Raw genomic sequence first — 18,037 nt, 5'->3', positions numbered from 1 at the left:
TGCTTCCTCCTTTAGTGTTAACCCTTTACCGCTCCGGAAGACAGGCCGGCAATAAAGTATTTTTGCAGCGCCAAAAACAGAACAACCATTGGCAGCATTGCCATAAGCGCCGCTGCGGCAACTAAATGCAGGTTGTTGGCGTTTTCTCCGAAAAAACCTGCCATGGCTACTGTTAATGTCTGAACCTTTTGATCTTGTAAAAAGAAAATGGCAAATTGATAGTCGTTCCATATAAAAACACAAGAAATAATACAGATGGTTGCAGTGATCGGCTTCAGCAGAGGAAACACAATCGTAAAAAAGATTTTCAGCATCCCTGCGCCGTCAATTCTTGCGGCTTCTTCAAGCTCTTTTGGAATGGTCGATCGGATAAAGCCCGAATACAAGAATACGGTTAACGGCATGTAAGCCGCTGTATTGATCAAAATGGCGATGGCGTGTGTATTGACCATTCCGGCGTCCACGACCATTCGGTACAAAGGGACCATGGATGTTAACGGAGGGATGATCATAATGGAAATCAGCAAGGCAAAAACGGCTTTATTCAGTTTTGTTTCCCGCCGGGCAAGCGGGTAGGCGGCAAGTGAGCCGAATATAATTAATAACAAGGCAGAAAAACCTGTGATGATCATGGTGTTCATAAAAGAGTTTTCTAGCGAAGCACGCTCCCACGCCTCTGAAAAATTGTGAAAGGAGATGTCGGCTGGAAATATCCATTTCGAACTGTAGTCTCCTTTTGCTTTCAATGAAGTAGTCAGCAGAATATAAAAGGGAATAAAATGCGCACAGGCTACAATGGCGGCAAGAAGCGTAATGATCCGCATGTTTTTTGAACGGGCGGCTCTCATGACATTTCCGTCTCCTTTCTTTTAAAGTACGCAAGCGCGCAAAAGCTGATGATCAAAATGACAAATGCCATAAATATGCCTTGTGTTGCAGCATAGCCGGCATCCTGTCGCTTGAAATACAAATCATACATAAACGTGGACATGGATTGTGATGCATTTCCGGGACCGCCCGCGGTGAGCGCAATGATGACGTCGAACAGCTTTAAGCCTCCGATAATGTTAATGACCATATTAATGGTAATGGAGGGCATTAACAGCGGCAGCGTGATGGTGAAAAACTGCTGGCCTTTTTTCGCGCCATCCATTTGTGCTGCTTCATAGTAATCTTTCGGAATGCTTTGCAGCCCGGCTAAGTAGACAACCATAGCGATCCCGACATATTGATAGGTGTTAATCATGACAATAATCCATGGATTGAGCGATGGGCTGGCGAGCGCATTAATAGGGCTGATGCCGAAGACACCGAGCAAATCGTTGAGCGCGCCTCCGTCATAGGAGAAGAAAAAGTACCAAATGTAACCCATAATGAGCGGGCTGATCATCACCGGCAAATAGACAATTGTTCTTGTTAGCGCTTTCGTTTTAATGCTTTGGTTCAAGAGGAGAGCGTACAGAAGCCCGACCACATTTTGAAAAAAAGTGCTGCCAAGCCCATAAAGCAGGGTGTTTTTTAAGATGTGCCACGTGTCAGGGTCAGAAAACAGCCTTTCATATTGCGCGAATCCTACCCATTGGTAGACTTGTGAAAAGCCGTTCCAGTTTGTAAAGGTAATCAATGTGCCTTTCACAAACGGGTAAATCATAAAGACCAGAACGGAAAGCAAAGCAGGAATGTACATCCACCAAAGTGAGGACTGCTTTTTTGGCTTAACCTGTTTCACATGAACGTCCCTTGCGATCTCACTCATTGTTTTCAGCCCCCTGTGTTTCCGATTGCTCCCGGAGTCGTTTATATTCTCTTCCCAGCTTCTTCGAAATATCTTGAGGCGCCAGAATGTCAGCCGTAAGCTCCTGTCCGACCGTGCCCAGGACGTCCCACATTCCGTTTGGCAAGTATAAACGGTCGAAGTAAGGCTCAACTTTGACATTTTGATAATGCTCATAATCATTTGCGTAGAAAATATCAGCCTTCACACTGGTCAGCCCTGAAGGAAGCGATGTGGCCTCAGCCATTTGTTTGGCATTGGCCGGGCGGGCCATAAATGTGATAAATTCTTTTGCCTCTTCTAAGTGAGGCGAATCTTTCCATGCTGCAAGCGTGTAGCGTTCACCGCCAATCCATATTGGGTCATCACCGGGATGTATGGCAGGTGTCGGGATAATGCCGACCTTGACGTTCGGATTGATCTGGGCAACGTCTTGGCCGAGTGTGCCGCCTTGCATTGTAAAGGCGATTTTGTTTTGGGCCATTAATTCAATAAGCTGTGATTTTTTTGCCGTGACGGCGTCGATGTTTATCAATTTTTCTTTCTGCATTTGTTTGAGGGTCTCTGATAAATAAGTGAATTTACTCCATTGAAAAGTGCCGTTGATGAGCTGTTTTTTTTCATTATGGGCAGGGTCTGTGATGAGAAGAGGTGTAGCGAATTGGTCGTAATATTGAGCGAATGAGCTTTTGTCATAGCCGGCAAACCAGAAGGGCACAATCTTTCCCTTACTCTTTTCTTTAATCGTTCTCAGCGCTTTGATAAAGTCATCGATGGTTTCCGGCGGGGCAATGCCATAACGGTCTAAAACATTGCGGTTATACGCCAGACCGTCTTTTGCCTGATTGATCGGATAGGCATACACCTTTCCGCTTTTATTTTTGAGGATGCTGTTTAAATTGGGATCGAGATCCTGAGTCCATTCCATCTTCCGGAGATCCGCTGTATATTCTCCGTACCTGATTTTCCCCCAGCCATGTGTATCGAATAGATCAGGCAAATCATTGGCCGCCATTCTGACACGCATCATATTTTCATAGTCATTGCCTGGGAAATGAAGGCTGACATGAATGTCACTGTGTTCCTTTTCGAATGCTGCCGCCAGTTTTCTGAACGTATCTCTTTCACTGTCGGTTGACATTGTGGAATAAATGGTTAACGTCTTTTTTGCGGTATCAGCTGAGCTTTTCTCTGCTGAGCATCCGGGCAGAATAAGCAGAATAAGAGAGAGAAATAAAACAAAAGTGTGTTTCATCTTTTCCTCCTTATCATCGTGATGAATATTTGCTTATGTCACCTCCTTAGCTGTACATCCGCAGCTTTGTCTTACGATTAATGTTGTGGGCAGGGTGACATGGTGGGGAAGGGTTCGTCCCTTAAGACGGTCAAGCAGCAGTTTTACGCCTGTCCGGCCCATTTCCTCTGTGTATACCTTCACCGTCGTTAAAGGCGTGCTGGCAAATTCAGCTTCCTCAATCCCGTTAAAGCTTACGATTGCAGTATCCCGCGGCACTTGCAGCCCGGCTTCCTGGAGCGCTTTCAATGCACCGATCGCCATGGAATCGCTGGCAATAAAGAATGCTTCAGGCAGATGGCCTTGAGCGATTGCTTTTTTCATCAGGCGATAGCCCTCACGCATGCTGTATTCTCCAATCAGCACATGCTCAGGCTGGGGGGCGGCTGACTCCAAAAAAGCGGTGAGGCGTTTGTCTTCAATGGTTCTGCGAATGCTTTGGCCGTCCTTCAGCGTATGCTCTTTTTCCTGTCCGCCAATGTAGCCTAACCGTTTGTAGCCTAAGTCGAAAAGGTGATCAATCGCCTGGCGTGAAGCCGATTCAAAATCGATGCTAATCGAATCGTATGCTTGCGGATCAGGAGAATGATTGATGAATACGGCATGTTCCAGCTTTCCGCTAATATGCTTAACCGCTTCATCATGAACACGGCCGATGACAATGACACCATCCAATTCCCGAAAGATATGTTCCTGAAAGGATCCGAGATGAATCGAGTTTGTAATAAAAATTTCCTGTTCAAAGCATTCCTTTTCAATGCCTTTGCGAATGGAAGAAAAATAAGGGTCCTGCCTTTCCTGATCAGGGGACAGACAGCTCAGCACGCCGATCAGCGGCTGGGCCCGCGGTTTTTGCCCGCGGGCTTTCCGGCGTTTGGCAACGGTTTGATAACCAAGCTCTTCAGCGATATTGATGACTCTTTGTCTCGTTTCGCCCGCAACAGAAAGCGACTCATCTTCATTTAAAATTCTGGAAACAGTTGCACTGGAAACATTAGCTTTCAAAGCGATATCTTTAATACGAACCATGGAAATCCCTCTCATCTATTTAGTAAAATATTAACTCACCTGTTTTTGATAAATTGATACTATCATATAAAAGTAAGCGGTTACAATGATTATTTTCGGAATATTTCGTTATATTTACTAAATATTTAGTAAAAGATGTAATTTGTTTTGGAAAAATAAAGGGGAACCCAGAACTGTCTCGTAAATGTGAAGTAAGCGAATAAGGAAGGGTGATGGGATGAGAGCTGAAAGAAGAGAGCAACTGTTTCGATTGCTTGGTGATTTGCCTGACCGGGGGCCAATAAGTGTTGAGACATTACGTATTGAAGAAAGAGGAGAAAATATCGTTGAAACGCTCCTGCTCGATTTAAATGGACTTGAAAAGGTGCCCGCTTATTTTGTGAAGCCGAGGATAACAGAAGGAGCTTGCCCAGCCGTATTGTTTCAGCATTCACATGGGGGCCGGTATGACAGGGGGAAAAGTGAACTGATAGAGGGAGCGGATTATTTGAAAACGCCTTCTTTTTCTGATGTGCTTACTTCTCTCGGATACGGCGTGCTTGCGATTGATCATTGGGGATTTGGAGATCGGCGGGGAAAAGCGGAAAGCGAGATTTTTAAAGAAATGCTTCTGACCGGAAAAGTGATGTGGGGGATGATGATTTATGACAGTTTAAGAGCGTTAGATTATATGCAGTCACGCTCTGATATTCAGCCTGACAGGATCGGTACCATCGGCATGTCTATGGGAGGGTTGATGGCGTGGTGGACAGCGGCGCTCGATGACCGGATTAAGGTGTGTGTTGATTTGTGCAGCCAGGTAGATCATCACGTGCTGATCAAAACACAGAATCTTGACAGGCACGGCTTTTATTATTACGTCCCATCGCTTGCAAAGCATTTTTCCGCATCGGAGATCCAAAGCCTGATCGCGCCGCGCCCGCACCTTAGTCTTGTTGGAATACACGATCGGTTAACGCCGGCCGAGGGCGTGGACAAAATCGAAAAAGAACTGGCAGATGTCTATGCTGGACAGGGAGCTTCTGATTGCTACCGGGTGGTCCGTTCTGCTTCAGGACATTTCGAAACAGCAGTCATGAGGCATAAAGCAGTCCGTTTTTTGCAAACATGGCTGTGACGGTTACAGGAAACAGGCGGAAAGGCGCAGAATTGAAGCGAGGGAAGTGGAACCAATGGAATGACAAGACATAATGGATTGGGCTTTCCGGCGGCATCTCAATCCATTCAGCTGGTATATTCGACCCCTTTTTTTATTAGTATTGGTTTATGCTGCGTATAAGCGCAGCTGGAAAGGAGTCATCGTCACTTTTGTATTGATGATGAGCAGTATGGTCTGGTTTCCGGAACCTGAGAAGATTGATCTGCAAATGAAAAAAGTGCTGGAATTCGAGCAAATGCTTTTAAGCAGTCCGGTCTCGGCTGTTTTAACAATTGCTTTCATGCTGGTTTTTCTCGGTTTTATTTTGGCTGCTTTCTGGAAGCGGTCACTTGTATTTGGTTTAATCCTATTGAATGTGACACTTGTTGGGAAGGTGGTCCTGTCCTTATTATTCACAGGTGAGAATGGTTGGGCACCGTTAGGCAATACGATTTTTGGGCTGATGATGGTCAATGGAATCGGCCTGTTCATCAAGTATCGAATTCAAAAAAAACGCAGAGGAATAGACATCTAAGGCTAGGACCGTTTTACTGTAAAACGGTCTTTTTTGCTCGTTTCAGGTCCGGCCCCACAATTCCTATATTGACAGAATCGTATGTGAATAATAATATTCTAATTGTTAACTTTAATTTATAAATGGTTAACATTTAGAATAGGATGTGATATACGTTCTTTAGTTATCAGTGAAAGGGCGAGGAAACATGCAAGAAGAAACATTTTATAGTGTCAGAATGAGAGCTTCTATGAATGGATCTCATGAAGACGGCGGAAAGCATATATCCGGCGGAGAACGGCTTATTCCTTTCCATGAGATGAAGCGTACAGTCAATGCCTTATTGGAAAAAGGGTTATCCCATTCAAGAGGAAAGCCTGATTTTATGCAAATTCAATTTGAAGAGGTTCATGAACCGATAAAAACCATTCAGCCATTGCCTGTTCATACGAATGAAGTGAGCTCCCCGGAAGAAGGACAAAAGCTCGCCCGATTGTTATTGGAAAAAGCAGGCGTTTCACGAGACGTGATTGACAAAGCATATGAACAAATGCCTGAATGGTCTGATGTCAGGGGAGCGGTGCTGTTTGATATTCACTCAGGCAGGCGAATGGATCAAACAAAAGAAAAAGGCGTGCGGGTCTCCAGGATGGACTGGCCGGACGCTAATTTTGAAAAATGGGCGCTTTACAGTCACGTGCCGGCACATTCAAGAATAAAAGAGGCCCTTGCGCTTGCTTCAAAGGTAAGCTGGCACCCGGCAGCCATTGCAGAATTATGCTGGTCAGATGATCCGGATTACATAACAGGCTATGTTGCGGGGAAAAAACTGGGCTATCAGCGTATTACAGCAATGAAAGAATATGGAGCTGAAGCGGGCTGCCGAGTCTTTTTTATTGATGGCTCCAAAGATGTAACCACATACATACATGATCTGGAGAAACAGCCTATTTTAATAGAGTGGGAGGAAGATTATGACTCATGATTTGATAGAAAAAAGTAAAAAACATCTCTGGCTGCCATTTACCCAAATGAAAGATTATGATGAAAACCCCTTAATCATCGAAAGCGGCAAGGGAATCAAAGTCAAAGACATAAACGGCAAGGAATACTATGACGGTTTTTCTTCAGTTTGGCTAAATGTCCACGGGCATCGTAAAAAGGAATTAGATGACGCCATAAAAAAGCAGCTCGGAAAAATCGCGCACTCCACGTTATTAGGCATGACCAACGTTCCTGCAACCCAGCTTGCTGAAGCATTAATCAACATCAGCCCAAAAAAGCTTACGCGGGTCTTTTATTCAGACAGCGGTGCAGAAGCGATGGAAATAGCCTTAAAAATGGCGTTTCAGTATTGGAAGAACATCGGGAAGCCCAAGAAACAAAAATTTATCGCCATGAAAAACGGGTATCACGGTGATACGATTGGCGCCGTCAGTGTCGGTTCAATTGAACTGTTCCACCACGTATACGGCCCGTTGATGTTCGAGAGTTACAAGGCTCCGATTCCTTATGTGTATCGCTCTGAAAGCGGTGATCCTGATGAGTGCCGTGATCAGTGCCTTCGAGAGCTTGAACAGCTGCTTAAGGAACATCACGAGGAAATTGCCGCGCTTTCCATTGAATCAATGGTACAAGGGGCTTCCGGTATGATCGTGATGCCGGAAGGATATTTGGCAGGGGTGCGAGAGCTGTGTACAACATACGATGTCTTAATGATTGTTGATGAAGTTGCTACAGGCTTTGGCCGTACAGGAAAAATGTTTGCGTGCGAGCACGAGAATGTCCAGCCTGATCTGATGGCTGCAGGTAAAGGCATTACAGGAGGCTATTTGCCAATTGCCGTTACGTTTGCCACGGAAGACATCTATAAGGCATTCTATGATGATTATGAAAACCTAAAAACCTTTTTCCATGGCCATTCCTATACAGGCAATCAGCTTGGATGTGCGGTTGCGCTTGAAAATCTGGCATTATTTGAATCTGAAAACATTGTGGAACAAGTAGCGAAAAAAAGTGAAAAGCTCCATTTCCTTCTTCAAGATCTGCATGCTCTTCCACACGTGGGGGATATTCGGCAGCTTGGCTTTATGTGCGGTGCAGAGCTTGTTCAGTCGAAGGATACCAAAGAGCCTTATCCGGCTGATCGGCGGGTTGGATACAAAGTTTCCTTAAAAATGCGAGAGCTGGGAATGCTGACAAGGCCGCTTGGGGACGTGATTGCATTTCTGCCTCCTCTCGCCAGTACAGCTGAGGAGCTCGAGGAAATGGTTGCCATTATGAAACAAGCGATCTATGAGGTTACGAGCCTTGAAGATTGATTCATGGCTGAACGAACGGTTAGACAGAATGAAGGAAGCCGGCGTACATCGTAACCTGCGGTCAATGGATGGAGCTCCGGTTCCGGAGAGGGACATTGATGGCAAGAATCAAACGGTCTGGTCCTCAAACAATTATTTAGGACTTGCAAGCGATAGACGTTTGATCGATGCAGCCCAAACAGCATTGCAGCAATTTGGGACAGGAAGCAGCGGCTCACGTTTAACGACAGGCAATTCGATCTGGCATGAAAAGCTAGAAAAGAAGATTGCCTGCTTTAAACGGACAGAAGCGGCGCTATTGTTTTCGAGCGGTTATTTGGCCAATGTCGGTGTCCTTTCATCTTTGCCAGAAAAGGAAGATGTCATTTTAAGTGACCAGCTCAATCATGCAAGTCTGATCGATGGCTGCCGACTTTCTAAGGCTGATACAGTTGTTTATCGGCATATTGATATGAATGATCTTGAAAACAAGCTGAATGAAACGCAGCGTTATCAGCGCCGTTTTATCGTAACAGACGGAGTATTCAGCATGGATGGCACGATTGCTCCTCTAGACCAGATCATCTCGCTTGCGAAACGCTATCATGCCTTCGTGGTCGTTGATGATGCCCACGCAACAGGAGTTTTGGGTGATTCAGGGCGAGGAACGAGTGAATATTTTGGTGTTTGTCCCGACATTGTGATCGGCACCTTAAGCAAGGCTGTTGGCGCGGAAGGAGGTTTTGCGGCAGGATCAGCTGTCTCCATCGACTTTTTGCTGAACCATGCCAGAACATTTATCTTTCAAACCGCTATTCCGCCAGCCAGCTGTGCGGCTGCTCACGAGGCTTTCAACATGATTGAAGCCAGCAGGGAAAAACGGCAGCTTTTATTTTCTTATATCAGCATGATCAGAACCAGTCTGAAGAATATGGGTTATGCCGTGAAAGGAGATCACACGCCGATTATTCCCGTGGTCATCGGCGATGCCCATAAAACGGTCATATTTTCTGAAAAGCTGCAGGGCAAGGGAATTTATGCTCCTGCCATTCGGCCGCCGACCGTTGCGCCAGGTGAAAGCCGGATTCGAATCACAATCACGTCGGATCACAGTACGGGTGATATTGATCATTTGCTGCAAACATTTCATTCAATCGGAAAGGAGCTGCACATCATTTGAGGGGTTTTTTTGTGACAGGAACAGATACAGAAGTGGGGAAAACGGTTATATCCAGCGGAATCGCCGCATTATTGCGAGAACATAACAAAGATGTTGGGGTGTATAAACCATTTTTAAGCGGTATATCACGCCATCATCCAGATAGTGATACAAGTCTGCTGAAAGACATGTCGCAGACCGGTCTCTCTCATGAAGACATTACGCCTTTTGCCTTCAAAGCGCCCCTTGCACCATACGTTGCAGGGAAACTCGAGGGAAAGACTGTCACCATGGAAGAGGTTTTAAGCCATTGGGAGCGGATTAAAGAAAAACATGAATGCTTCATCGTAGAAGGTGCGGGCGGTATTTCTGTGCCATTGGGAGAGGATTATTTGGTCAGTCATGTCATAAAAGCGTTACAGCTTCCCATGATTATTGTGGCGCGTCCAAACCTTGGAACCATTAATCATACCTTTTTAACTGTCAAATATGCAGAAAGCATGGGACTTCCAATCGCCGGAATTATCATCAATGGAATCAGTGATTCTCCCGATCAAGATGAAAAAACCAATCCTGAGATGATTGAACGCTTATGCGGTGTGCCGGTTTTAGGGATTACGCCAAAGCTTGCCAACGTGACGAAAGAAACGGTTCTACATATGGTAAAAGACCATATCAATCTATCATTACTGATGAATCAAGTGGGGGTATGAGAATGAATCAATGGATGGAACTCGCAGACCGGGTGCTGACTGGAGCAGAAGTGACAGACGAAGAGGCGCTTTCAATATTAAATTGTCCGGATGAAGATATTTTGCTATTAATGCACGGGGCTTTTCACATCAGAAAACACTTTTACGGAAAAAAAGTAAAGCTCAATATGATTATGAATGCGAAATCAGGGCTCTGCCCGGAAAACTGCGGCTATTGTTCACAGTCTGCCATTTCGAAAGCACCAATTGAGTCTTACCGGATGGTGAATAAGGAAACGCTGCTTGAAGGCGCAAAGCGGGCGCACGATCTGAATATCGGCACATATTGTATCGTGGCAAGCGGCAGAGGGCCGTCCAACAGAGAAGTAGATCAGGTCGTAGATGCGGTACATGAAATTAAAGAGACGTATGGATTGAAGGTTTGTGCGTGCCTCGGACTGTTAAAGCCAGAGCAGGCGAAGCGGCTCAAAGAGGCAGGAGTAGACCGTTATAATCATAATTTGAATACCTCGCAGAGAAACCATTCAAACATCACGACCTCACATACATACGATGACAGAGTCAATACGGTTGAAATCGCCAAAGAATCTGGACTGTCTCCGTGTTCAGGCGCCATTATCGGAATGAAGGAGACAAAACAGGATGTCATTGACATCGCCAAAAGCTTAAAGGCTCTTGACGCGGATTCCATTCCGGTGAATTTTTTGCATGCGATTGATGGTACGCCATTAGAAGGCGTCAACGAATTAAACCCGCTGTATTGTTTAAAAGTGCTGGCGCTGTTCCGTTTTATCAATCCATCAAAAGAAATTCGCATTTCCGGAGGAAGAGAGGTCAATCTCCGCTCATTGCAGCCATTAGGGCTTTACGCCGCAAACTCCATTTTTGTCGGAGACTACTTAACAACTGCCGGGCAAGAGGAGACCGAGGATCATAAAATGCTGAGTGATTTAGGCTTTGAAGTTGAATCAGTCGAAGAAATGAAGGCCAGTTTAAGCGCGAAAAGCTGAAAGAATCAATAAAAGCAATCGGTGTGATGTCGATTGCTTTTATTTTTGAACAGAAAGGAGAAGATCACATGACAATTGCATCTTTACATGCATCTTCTGAGTTTTTGAAAAATCCATATCCTTTTTACGACACATTGCGAGCTGTTCATCCTATATATAAAGGGAGTTTCTTTAAATATCCGGGCTGGTATGTCACGGGATATGAAGAAACGGCAGCTATTTTGAAAGATGCGAGATTCAAAGTCCGCACACCGCTGCCTGAAAGATCAGCCAAATATCAGGACCTTACACATGTGCAAAATCAAATGATGCTGTTTCAGAATCAGCCTGATCATCGACGATTGCGGACGCTTGCCAGCGGAGCATTTACGCCGCGAACAACAGAGTGTTATCGGCCGTACATCATTGAAGCTGTTCACCAGTTGCTCGATCAGGTGCAAGGTGAAAAAAAGATGGAGGTCATTTCGGACTTTGCTTTTCCGTTAGCAAGCTTCGTCATCGCTAACATTATAGGTGTGCCGGAGGAAGATCGGGAGCAATTAAAGGAATGGGCTGCGAGTCTCATTCAAACGATTGATTTTACCCGGTCAAGAAAGGGATTAACAGAGGGCAATCATATTGCTGTACAGGCTATGGCATATTTCAGAGAGCTGATTCAAAAGAGAAAACACCACCCTCAACAGGATATGATCAGCATGCTCTTGAAGGGAGAAGAAAAGGATAAGCTGACGGAAGAGGAAGCAGCATCTACGTGCATATTGCTGGCGATCGCCGGACATGAGACAACGGTCAATCTCATCAGCAATTCAGTCCTTTGTCTGCTGCAGCACCCAGAACAGCTTTTGAAACTGAGAGAAAATCCAGATCTTATTGGTACAGCAGTCGAGGAATCTCTGCGATATGAAAGCCCCACGCAAATGACAGCCAGAGTTGCGGCAGAGGATATTGACATCAGCGGGGTGACAATCCGTCAACGAGAACAAGTCTATCTTTTGTTAGGGGCGGCTAATCGAGATCCAAGCATATTCACACGCCCCGATGTCTTCGATATTACGAGAAGCCCTAATCCGCATCTTTCATTCGGGCATGGCCATCATGTTTGCTTAGGGTCCTCGTTGGCACGATTAGAAGCGCAAATTGCGATTAACACCCTTCTGCAGCGAATGCCCAGCTTGAAGCTCGCAGATTCTGAATGGCGATATCGGCCGCTTTTTGGATTTCGGGCGCTTGAAGAGCTGCGGGTGATTTTTGAATAAACCAAAGCAGTGAGTGCCAAAAAAAGTGTCAGCCCCGCCGAAAATGGGCAATCTATAAAAAAGGGGAGTGAACACAGTGAAAAAAGTGCTGATTGCCGGCGGAAATGGTGTGATAGGGAGACTGCTTGCTGAAGGGCTTATTTCAGATTATGAAGTGACAGTGCTTGATAAAGATCATTTCGATGGCACAGCCTCTTTCATTCAGGCTGACGCCGCAAATTACGAGGATCTCTTGAAGAAGATTCCGAAAGATGCTGATGTGATCTTAAATTTACTGGCTGTCAAAATCAAATACGATGTCATGGACATCGCTGAGTTTGAAAAAATGACGGATGTTTTCTATAGGGCAAGCTATTATCTGTGCCGCGCAGCAGCAGAGCTCGGCATTCAAAAGCTCGTGTTCGCCAGCAGCAATCATGTCACAGATGTATACGAAAAAGACGGGCACTCGCTCTTAGGACAGGAAATCACAACAAGCGATTATCCGCTGTCAAAAAACTTGTACGGTGTATTAAAGCTGACGTCTGAACAGATCGGCCATTTGTTTTATTTGGAAAAAAAGCTTTCAGTGATCAACCTTCGAATCGGAACAGTCGTCACAGATGAAATGGATACGCTGCATGAAAAAGAACGGACGAAAAAGACACTGCTTTCTCGCCCTGATCTGCTGTCAATTTTTAAAGCCGCCATTGAAACCAATATCCGGTACGGCACTTATTACGCCGTCTCTGATAATCCGGGCCGGCCATGGTCCATTGAATCTGCTGTCAATGAACTTGGTTTTTCGCCGCAAATTAATACGGCCGAACTTCTGAACGGGGAGGAGAACGGAGCATAATCATTTTCTAAGATTATGCTCTTTTTCTTTTGTCATCGGCCTTCATGCGCGGCATTCCCCGCCCGGCCTGGGGCTCTGTTCAAATGATTATAGACATGTCAATCACAGATTTGCTACATTTTAGACACGATATCGTCACATGCTGCAGCTTGTTTAGGAAAGAATGATAACGCTTACAAAAGAGAGGTGGGAGCTATCGCACATTCACTGAAAAGTCGCTTGTTTGATATGTTGATTTACGGGTTTTTGCTGATGTTCGCTTTAATATGCGTACTGCCGTTCATTCATGTCATCGCAGCATCCTTCGCCACAGTAGAAGAAGTTGTGTCGAAAACATTTATTTTAATACCGACCACTTTTTCGCTAGATGCTTATCGCTACATTTTTTCAACAGATATTATTTATAAGAGTTTGCTTGTTTCTGTGTTTGTGACAGTGATAGGTACTGCAGTCAGCATGTTTTTATCTTCACTGATGGCTTACGGGTTATCCCGCCGTGAATTAATCGGACGGCAGCCGCTCATGTTTCTCGTTGTATTTACGATGCTGTTCAGCGGCGGCATGATTCCGACTTTTCTTGTGGTCAAATCGCTTGGATTGCTCGATTCTTACTGGGCGCTCATTTTGCCGACAGCCATTAATGCTTTTAACCTGATCATTCTGAAAAACTTCTTTCAAAATATCCCGGCAAGCCTGGAAGAGTCCGCGAAAATCGATGGGTGCAATGACCTGGGCATTTTCTTTAAAATCGTGCTGCCGCTGTCTCTGCCTGCGATCGCAACGATTTCATTGTTTTATGCGGTCACGTATTGGAACACGTATATGACAGCGATTTTGTACTTAAATGATTCAGCAAAATGGCCGATTCAGGTGCTTCTGCGCCAAATCGTCATTGTATCAAGCGGCATGCAGGGGGATATGTCAGAGATGGGTTCGGGCAGCCCGCCGCCTGAGCAAACGATTAAAATGGCGGTCATAGTGGTGGCGACCATCCCGGTTCTGCTTGTCTATCCGTTTATACAAAAGCATTTTGCAAAAGGAGCTTTACTGGGTTCTGTTAAAGGATAAAAATATGAAACGGAGGGGTACGATGGGAAACAAATGGAGGGTGCTTTTTATGGTGCTTGTACTGGCACTCGGCGGAGTGCTGGCGGGCTGTAAAGGGGCTGAACAGTCTGCGGCTGAAGGCAAAGCTGACTCGGATTCAAAGGTAAAGCTGTCTTGGATGGCGATTTTGTATCACCAGCAGCCGCCGAAAGACAGGGCGATTAAAGAAATTGAAAAGCTGACAAATACAGAACTCGACATCACCTGGGTTCCAGACGCGGTGAAAGAAGATAGGCTGAATGCGGCGCTTGCAGCCGGCAATCTTCCGCAAATCGTGACCATCCAGGATATTAAAAATTCGTCAGTCATGAATGCCTTCCGGTCAGGAATGTTCTGGGAAATCGGCGATTATATCAAGGATTATCCTAACTTAAACAAAATGAACAAACTCATTAATAAAAACGTAACCATCGATGGCAAACTCTACGGGATATACAGAGAGCGTCCGCTTTCAAGACAGGGGATCGTCATTCGGAAGGACTGGCTGGACAATTTGAATTTGAAAACGCCGGAAACGCTAGATGAGCTTTATGAAGTGGCCAAAGCATTTACGGAGGACGACCCGGACAAGGATGGGAAAGATGATACGTTCGGGCTGGCAGACCGTAATGACCTGATTTACGGCGCGTTTAAAACGATTGGCTCGTATGAAGGCATGCCGACAGATTGGAAGGAATCAGGCGGCAAATTCACTCCTGATTTCATGACACAGGAATATAAAGACACGATGAACTATATGAAAAAGCTGCGTGATAAGGGGTATATGAATAAGGATTTTCCCGTCACAAGCAAAACCCAGCAGCAGGAGCTTTTTTCTCAAGGAAAAGCCGGCATTTATATTGGCAATATGGTAGATGCCGTCAATCTGCGCGACCATGCTTCTGATAAATCGATGAAGCTTGAGATCATCAACCGCATAAAAGGCCCAGATGGGAAAGAGCGGGTATGGGCATCAGGAGGCCATAACGGCGTGTTTGCTTTCCCGAAAACGAGTGTGAAAACGGAAGCTGAGCTTAAACGGATCTTGGCATTTTTTGACCGAATTGCCGAAGAAGACGTCTATAGCCTGATGACTTATGGCATCGACGGCGTGCACTACAACAAAGGAGAGGACAAAACGTTCACACGCAAAGAAAGCCAGGTAAAAGACTGGCAGACTGATATTCAGCCGCTGTCCGCCTTAATAGCCATTGATAAAGCCTACTTAAAAAATACTGGAGATCCGCTTCGGACGGCGTATGAGGAGCTGACTGAGGACAATGAAAAGATCATCGTCTCAAATCCTGCTGAAAGCCTGTATTCCGCGGCGGAGTCGGAACGGGGGGACGAACTGAAGAAAATCATTGATGATGCGACCTATAAATATATGATTGGCGACATCACAGAAAGCCAGTTCGATAAAGAAGTAGAAAAATGGGAGTCAAGCGGAGGAAAACAAATTATTCAGGAATACGAAGAAGCGTTTAAACAAACAAAATAACACTGGAAAAACCCAAAACCGCTTGCGTGTTTTGGGTTTTTTACATGCTTTTTTTTTGCTGGCGGTAGTTTCCCGGTGTAATCCCCTCCAGCTTTTTAAATGACCTGATAAAATTTTGCGAGTTTTTATATTTTAGTTTTTCCGCAATGGTCTTGACCGCCATGTCGGTTTCGGCAAGCCAGCTTTTCGCCATATGATGTCGGTAGCTTGAGACATACTCGCTGAATGAAATACCCATTTCTTTTTTGAAAATGCTGCTTAAATAGTTTGGGTTGTAATGGAGCCTGCGTGCGATTTCATCCAGTGTCAACTCAGATTCAAACTCATGGTGGATGATATGAATGATGTTGTCGGAAATATTTTTGTACTGGGCATCCGCGCGGGCGTTCACTTTGTCTGTCATCGGGTCAATAAACTCATTTTTGAGCCAGTTTTCGGTATCCTCGAACGTTTTCAGCTCGAAAATCTGGTCATACAGCATTTTGTTTTCTTCAAGCTCAAACAATTCGATCCCGAGCACATGCATCAGCTCAATCACATGGTTCAAAAAGCGCGCGATGGCGATCTGAAATTGGTACGGGTTAGTGTTCTGGGTGAAAATGGCTTGCAAAATCGCGTGCAGGCATTTGTCCGCTTTCTCCTTGTCTCCTGCTTTGACGGCATCGAACAGCTCATGCTGAAGCTGCTTGGGAAAATGGGTTTTGAAGGTTTTTTTCTGGTCCAGGTCTTCATAAAAGATAATCGATTTGTTTTCTGCTTTGAGCCGGTATTTCAACGCCTCCGAACCTTCAGCGTAGGCTGTTTTCGCCTTTGTCAGCGCATCAAACGGCTGGCTGATGCCGATGCTGACAGACAGCTGCAGCTCAGCTTCCGCTTTTTTCTGAATCATCCTTGCAGTCTCATTCAGCTCAGCCATGAATTCCTCCTTTGTCCCGCTTTGATTGATCAAAATCGTTGCCTGCTGTTTGTCCACCACGGCGGGGGCAAGATGTTTGTCCGTCGGGATGCTGCGCTCAATCAGGCTGTTGACGGCAAACAAAAGCAAATCCATATCTTTTTTCTCATAAGGTGTATGATTCAGTGTGTCAATTTGGAGCACAAGCAGGGCAAGGTGCCGCCAATTTTGCTTTAAGCCGAGGCTTTCAAAGCGGTTATTAACCTCCTCATCCGTCAGTTTTCCGAGCATAAGCCTGACCATAAAATATTGCTGCAGGTGAGTGGCTTGCTGCTTCATCGTTTCTTCAAGATCATCATTTCTGTCCTTCAGCTGCTTAAAGCTCTGTTCAATTAACTCAAATTCATTTTGAGGCGGCTGTTTTTCTTGTATGGCACCATGCCTTGCGAATGATTCGTAAAGCACCCTGATCGGCTTGTAAAAATGGCGGGAACCCAGCCAAGAAAACAGTAATGAAAGCGTTAACAAAATAAGGCATACTGTAAAAGTGATCCAGCCGATTGACTTGGCTTCTTTTTTTAGCTCAGGCAGGGAAACGAGAGAAAAATAAGTCCACGTGTTATAATCGGATTTTTGATAGGTGACTTTATAATGAATCCGGTCAATAACTGTTTCAAACTGACCGCTACTAGCGGTTTGCGCCAGCATTTTTTGGACAAAACCGTCGTTATGAAGAGATTCTCCGACGTCAGACATATTGTTATGCAGGATGATGCGGCCTTTTTCATCCATGATAAACAGGTTGTTGGCGTTAGAATAGTCAGGCATATTTTTGACAAGCGAACAGCTCGGGATGCTTGCGGCGGCTAATCCTTTTGTATTTGTGCTGTTCAAAGGCAGCTGCTTAATTAAATTGATATTGTAACGGCAGTTGTCTGATGTGCCTTCTTTTGTGGAAATCAAATGATTGTTTTCCTCAAGTGTCCAATATGAGCGGCTAGCTTTGTGTTTCGTGTATGCTGAGGCTGCTTCATGAAGAGTGTCTGTGTTTAAGCGGTACAAACCGGAATTGTTCATGTACCATTTTTTCGTATAACTGACTAACGTCAGATTGGACAGGTCGGTATCAAAGCTTTGCAGATAATTGAGCTCTTGGTTCACTTGGTTATAGATTTGAAATTGGTCAGAGTGCAAAGACTCGGACAGAGTGCGAAGGAGAGGCGGCGAACTCACATAGTGGGTCAAAGAGTGATCAACGGTTTTCAAGATATGCTCGATGCTTTGCTGGGTCTGCTGGAGTGTGTCGAATTTTTCCTCCGAAACGTTGGAAATAGCCGTTTTCTGAGAGTGCTCGTACGAAAACAATCCGACCAAAATAACCGGAATGGTGCTGAGCAGGCAGAAAAACGTGATCAGCTTGTAGTAAAACTTGTATTGGCTTCTTTTCATAAAACCCCCCATTTCCTAAATCCACTTCACTTTAATACAATTAATCCAAAGATTGATAGATATTGTCAATAATCATTTTCT

At 45.1% G+C, this 18,037-nt stretch carries 16 protein-coding genes; 11 read left to right on the top strand and 5 right to left on the bottom strand.

Annotated features, from left to right (window positions below):
- Positions 1–17 precede the first annotated feature (17 nt).
- From JQX68_RS15295 to JQX68_RS15280, 4 genes are read right to left on the bottom strand one after another with little or no spacing between them, the layout of a single operon-like run.
- Entirely contained in the window at positions 18–848 is an 831-nt protein-coding gene (locus tag JQX68_RS15295) for a carbohydrate ABC transporter permease (RefSeq protein WP_147772389.1), read from the bottom strand.
- Positions 845–1,756, bottom strand: coding sequence for a carbohydrate ABC transporter permease (locus JQX68_RS15290; protein ID WP_071576982.1), 912 nt, complete (start codon positions 1,754–1,756; stop codon positions 845–847). Before JQX68_RS15290 ends, JQX68_RS15295 begins: the two co-directional genes overlap by 4 nt.
- The gene (locus JQX68_RS15285; protein WP_147772388.1) at positions 1,749–3,029 is read right to left on the bottom strand and encodes an ABC transporter substrate-binding protein; all 1,281 of its coding nucleotides are present in this window, start codon (positions 3,027–3,029) and stop codon (positions 1,749–1,751) included. The genes JQX68_RS15290 and JQX68_RS15285 overlap by 8 nt, the downstream gene beginning before the upstream one ends.
- A 33-nt stretch (positions 3,030–3,062) precedes the next feature.
- Positions 3,063–4,097 (bottom strand): LacI family DNA-binding transcriptional regulator, encoded by a 1,035-nt coding sequence (locus tag JQX68_RS15280; protein WP_147772387.1) that lies wholly within the window; start codon positions 4,095–4,097, stop codon positions 3,063–3,065.
- 217 nt (positions 4,098–4,314) lie between these two features.
- Here JQX68_RS15280 and JQX68_RS15275 point away from each other — a divergent pair, with 217 nt between their 5' ends.
- From JQX68_RS15275 to JQX68_RS15225, 11 genes are all read left to right on the top strand, one after another.
- Positions 4,315–5,214, top strand: coding sequence for a dienelactone hydrolase family protein (locus tag JQX68_RS15275; RefSeq protein ID WP_136654368.1), 900 nt, complete (start codon positions 4,315–4,317; stop codon positions 5,212–5,214).
- Positions 5,215–5,287: 73 nt separating this feature from the next.
- Positions 5,288–5,770 (top strand): hypothetical protein, encoded by a 483-nt coding sequence (locus tag JQX68_RS15270; RefSeq protein ID WP_252400775.1) that lies wholly within the window; start codon positions 5,288–5,290, stop codon positions 5,768–5,770.
- A 187-nt stretch (positions 5,771–5,957) separates the two neighbouring features.
- A complete protein-coding gene (gene bioW, locus JQX68_RS15265; RefSeq protein WP_040082082.1) occupies positions 5,958–6,734 on the top strand; it encodes a 6-carboxyhexanoate--CoA ligase in 777 nt (258 codons plus the stop codon).
- Positions 6,724–8,070, top strand: coding sequence for an adenosylmethionine--8-amino-7-oxononanoate transaminase (gene bioA, locus JQX68_RS15260; protein ID WP_147772386.1), 1,347 nt, complete (start codon positions 6,724–6,726; stop codon positions 8,068–8,070). The genes bioW and bioA overlap by 11 nt, the downstream gene beginning before the upstream one ends.
- A complete protein-coding gene (gene bioF / locus JQX68_RS15255) occupies positions 8,060–9,229 on the top strand; it encodes an 8-amino-7-oxononanoate synthase (protein ID WP_147772385.1) in 1,170 nt (389 codons plus the stop codon). Before bioA ends, bioF begins: the two co-directional genes overlap by 11 nt.
- On the top strand, positions 9,226–9,921 hold the full coding sequence (gene bioD / locus JQX68_RS15250) for a dethiobiotin synthase (protein ID WP_040082086.1): 696 nt from the start codon (positions 9,226–9,228) through the stop codon (positions 9,919–9,921). Before bioF ends, bioD begins: the two co-directional genes overlap by 4 nt.
- Before the next feature lie 2 nt (positions 9,922–9,923).
- Complete coding sequence (gene bioB / locus JQX68_RS15245; protein ID WP_205440338.1) at positions 9,924–10,931, top strand: biotin synthase BioB; 1,008 nt, start codon at positions 9,924–9,926, stop codon at positions 10,929–10,931.
- Between the two features lie 68 nt (positions 10,932–10,999).
- Positions 11,000–12,187 carry a biotin biosynthesis cytochrome P450 gene (bioI, locus tag JQX68_RS15240; protein ID WP_205440337.1) on the top strand — a complete coding sequence of 396 codons (1,188 nt, stop codon included), beginning with the start codon at positions 11,000–11,002 and terminating at the stop codon, positions 12,185–12,187.
- Positions 12,188–12,263: 76 nt separating this feature from the next.
- Entirely contained in the window at positions 12,264–13,025 is a 762-nt protein-coding gene (locus JQX68_RS15235; RefSeq protein ID WP_205440336.1) for an NAD-dependent epimerase/dehydratase family protein, read from the top strand.
- Positions 13,026–13,232: 207 nt separating this feature from the next.
- On the top strand, positions 13,233–14,093 hold the full coding sequence (locus JQX68_RS15230) for a carbohydrate ABC transporter permease (protein WP_080478349.1): 861 nt from the start codon (positions 13,233–13,235) through the stop codon (positions 14,091–14,093).
- Between the two features lie 22 nt (positions 14,094–14,115).
- Complete coding sequence (locus JQX68_RS15225) at positions 14,116–15,612, top strand: extracellular solute-binding protein (RefSeq protein WP_069150098.1); 1,497 nt, start codon at positions 14,116–14,118, stop codon at positions 15,610–15,612.
- A gap of 40 nt (positions 15,613–15,652) precedes the next feature.
- Here the strand turns inward: JQX68_RS15225 and JQX68_RS15220 are convergent, their stop codons facing one another.
- Positions 15,653–17,968: a helix-turn-helix domain-containing protein gene (locus JQX68_RS15220; protein WP_205440335.1), complete on the bottom strand. Its 2,316-nt coding sequence runs from the start codon at positions 17,966–17,968 to the stop codon at positions 15,653–15,655.
- Positions 17,969–18,037: the final 69 nt, after the last annotated feature.

This window comes from Bacillus sp. LJBS06 (assembly GCF_016924995.1).
Classification (GTDB): Bacteria; Bacillota; Bacilli; order Bacillales; family Bacillaceae; genus Bacillus; species Bacillus stercoris.
The sequence above is the reverse complement of the archived record's forward strand: the minus strand, read 5'-3'. Positions and strand labels throughout refer to the sequence as shown.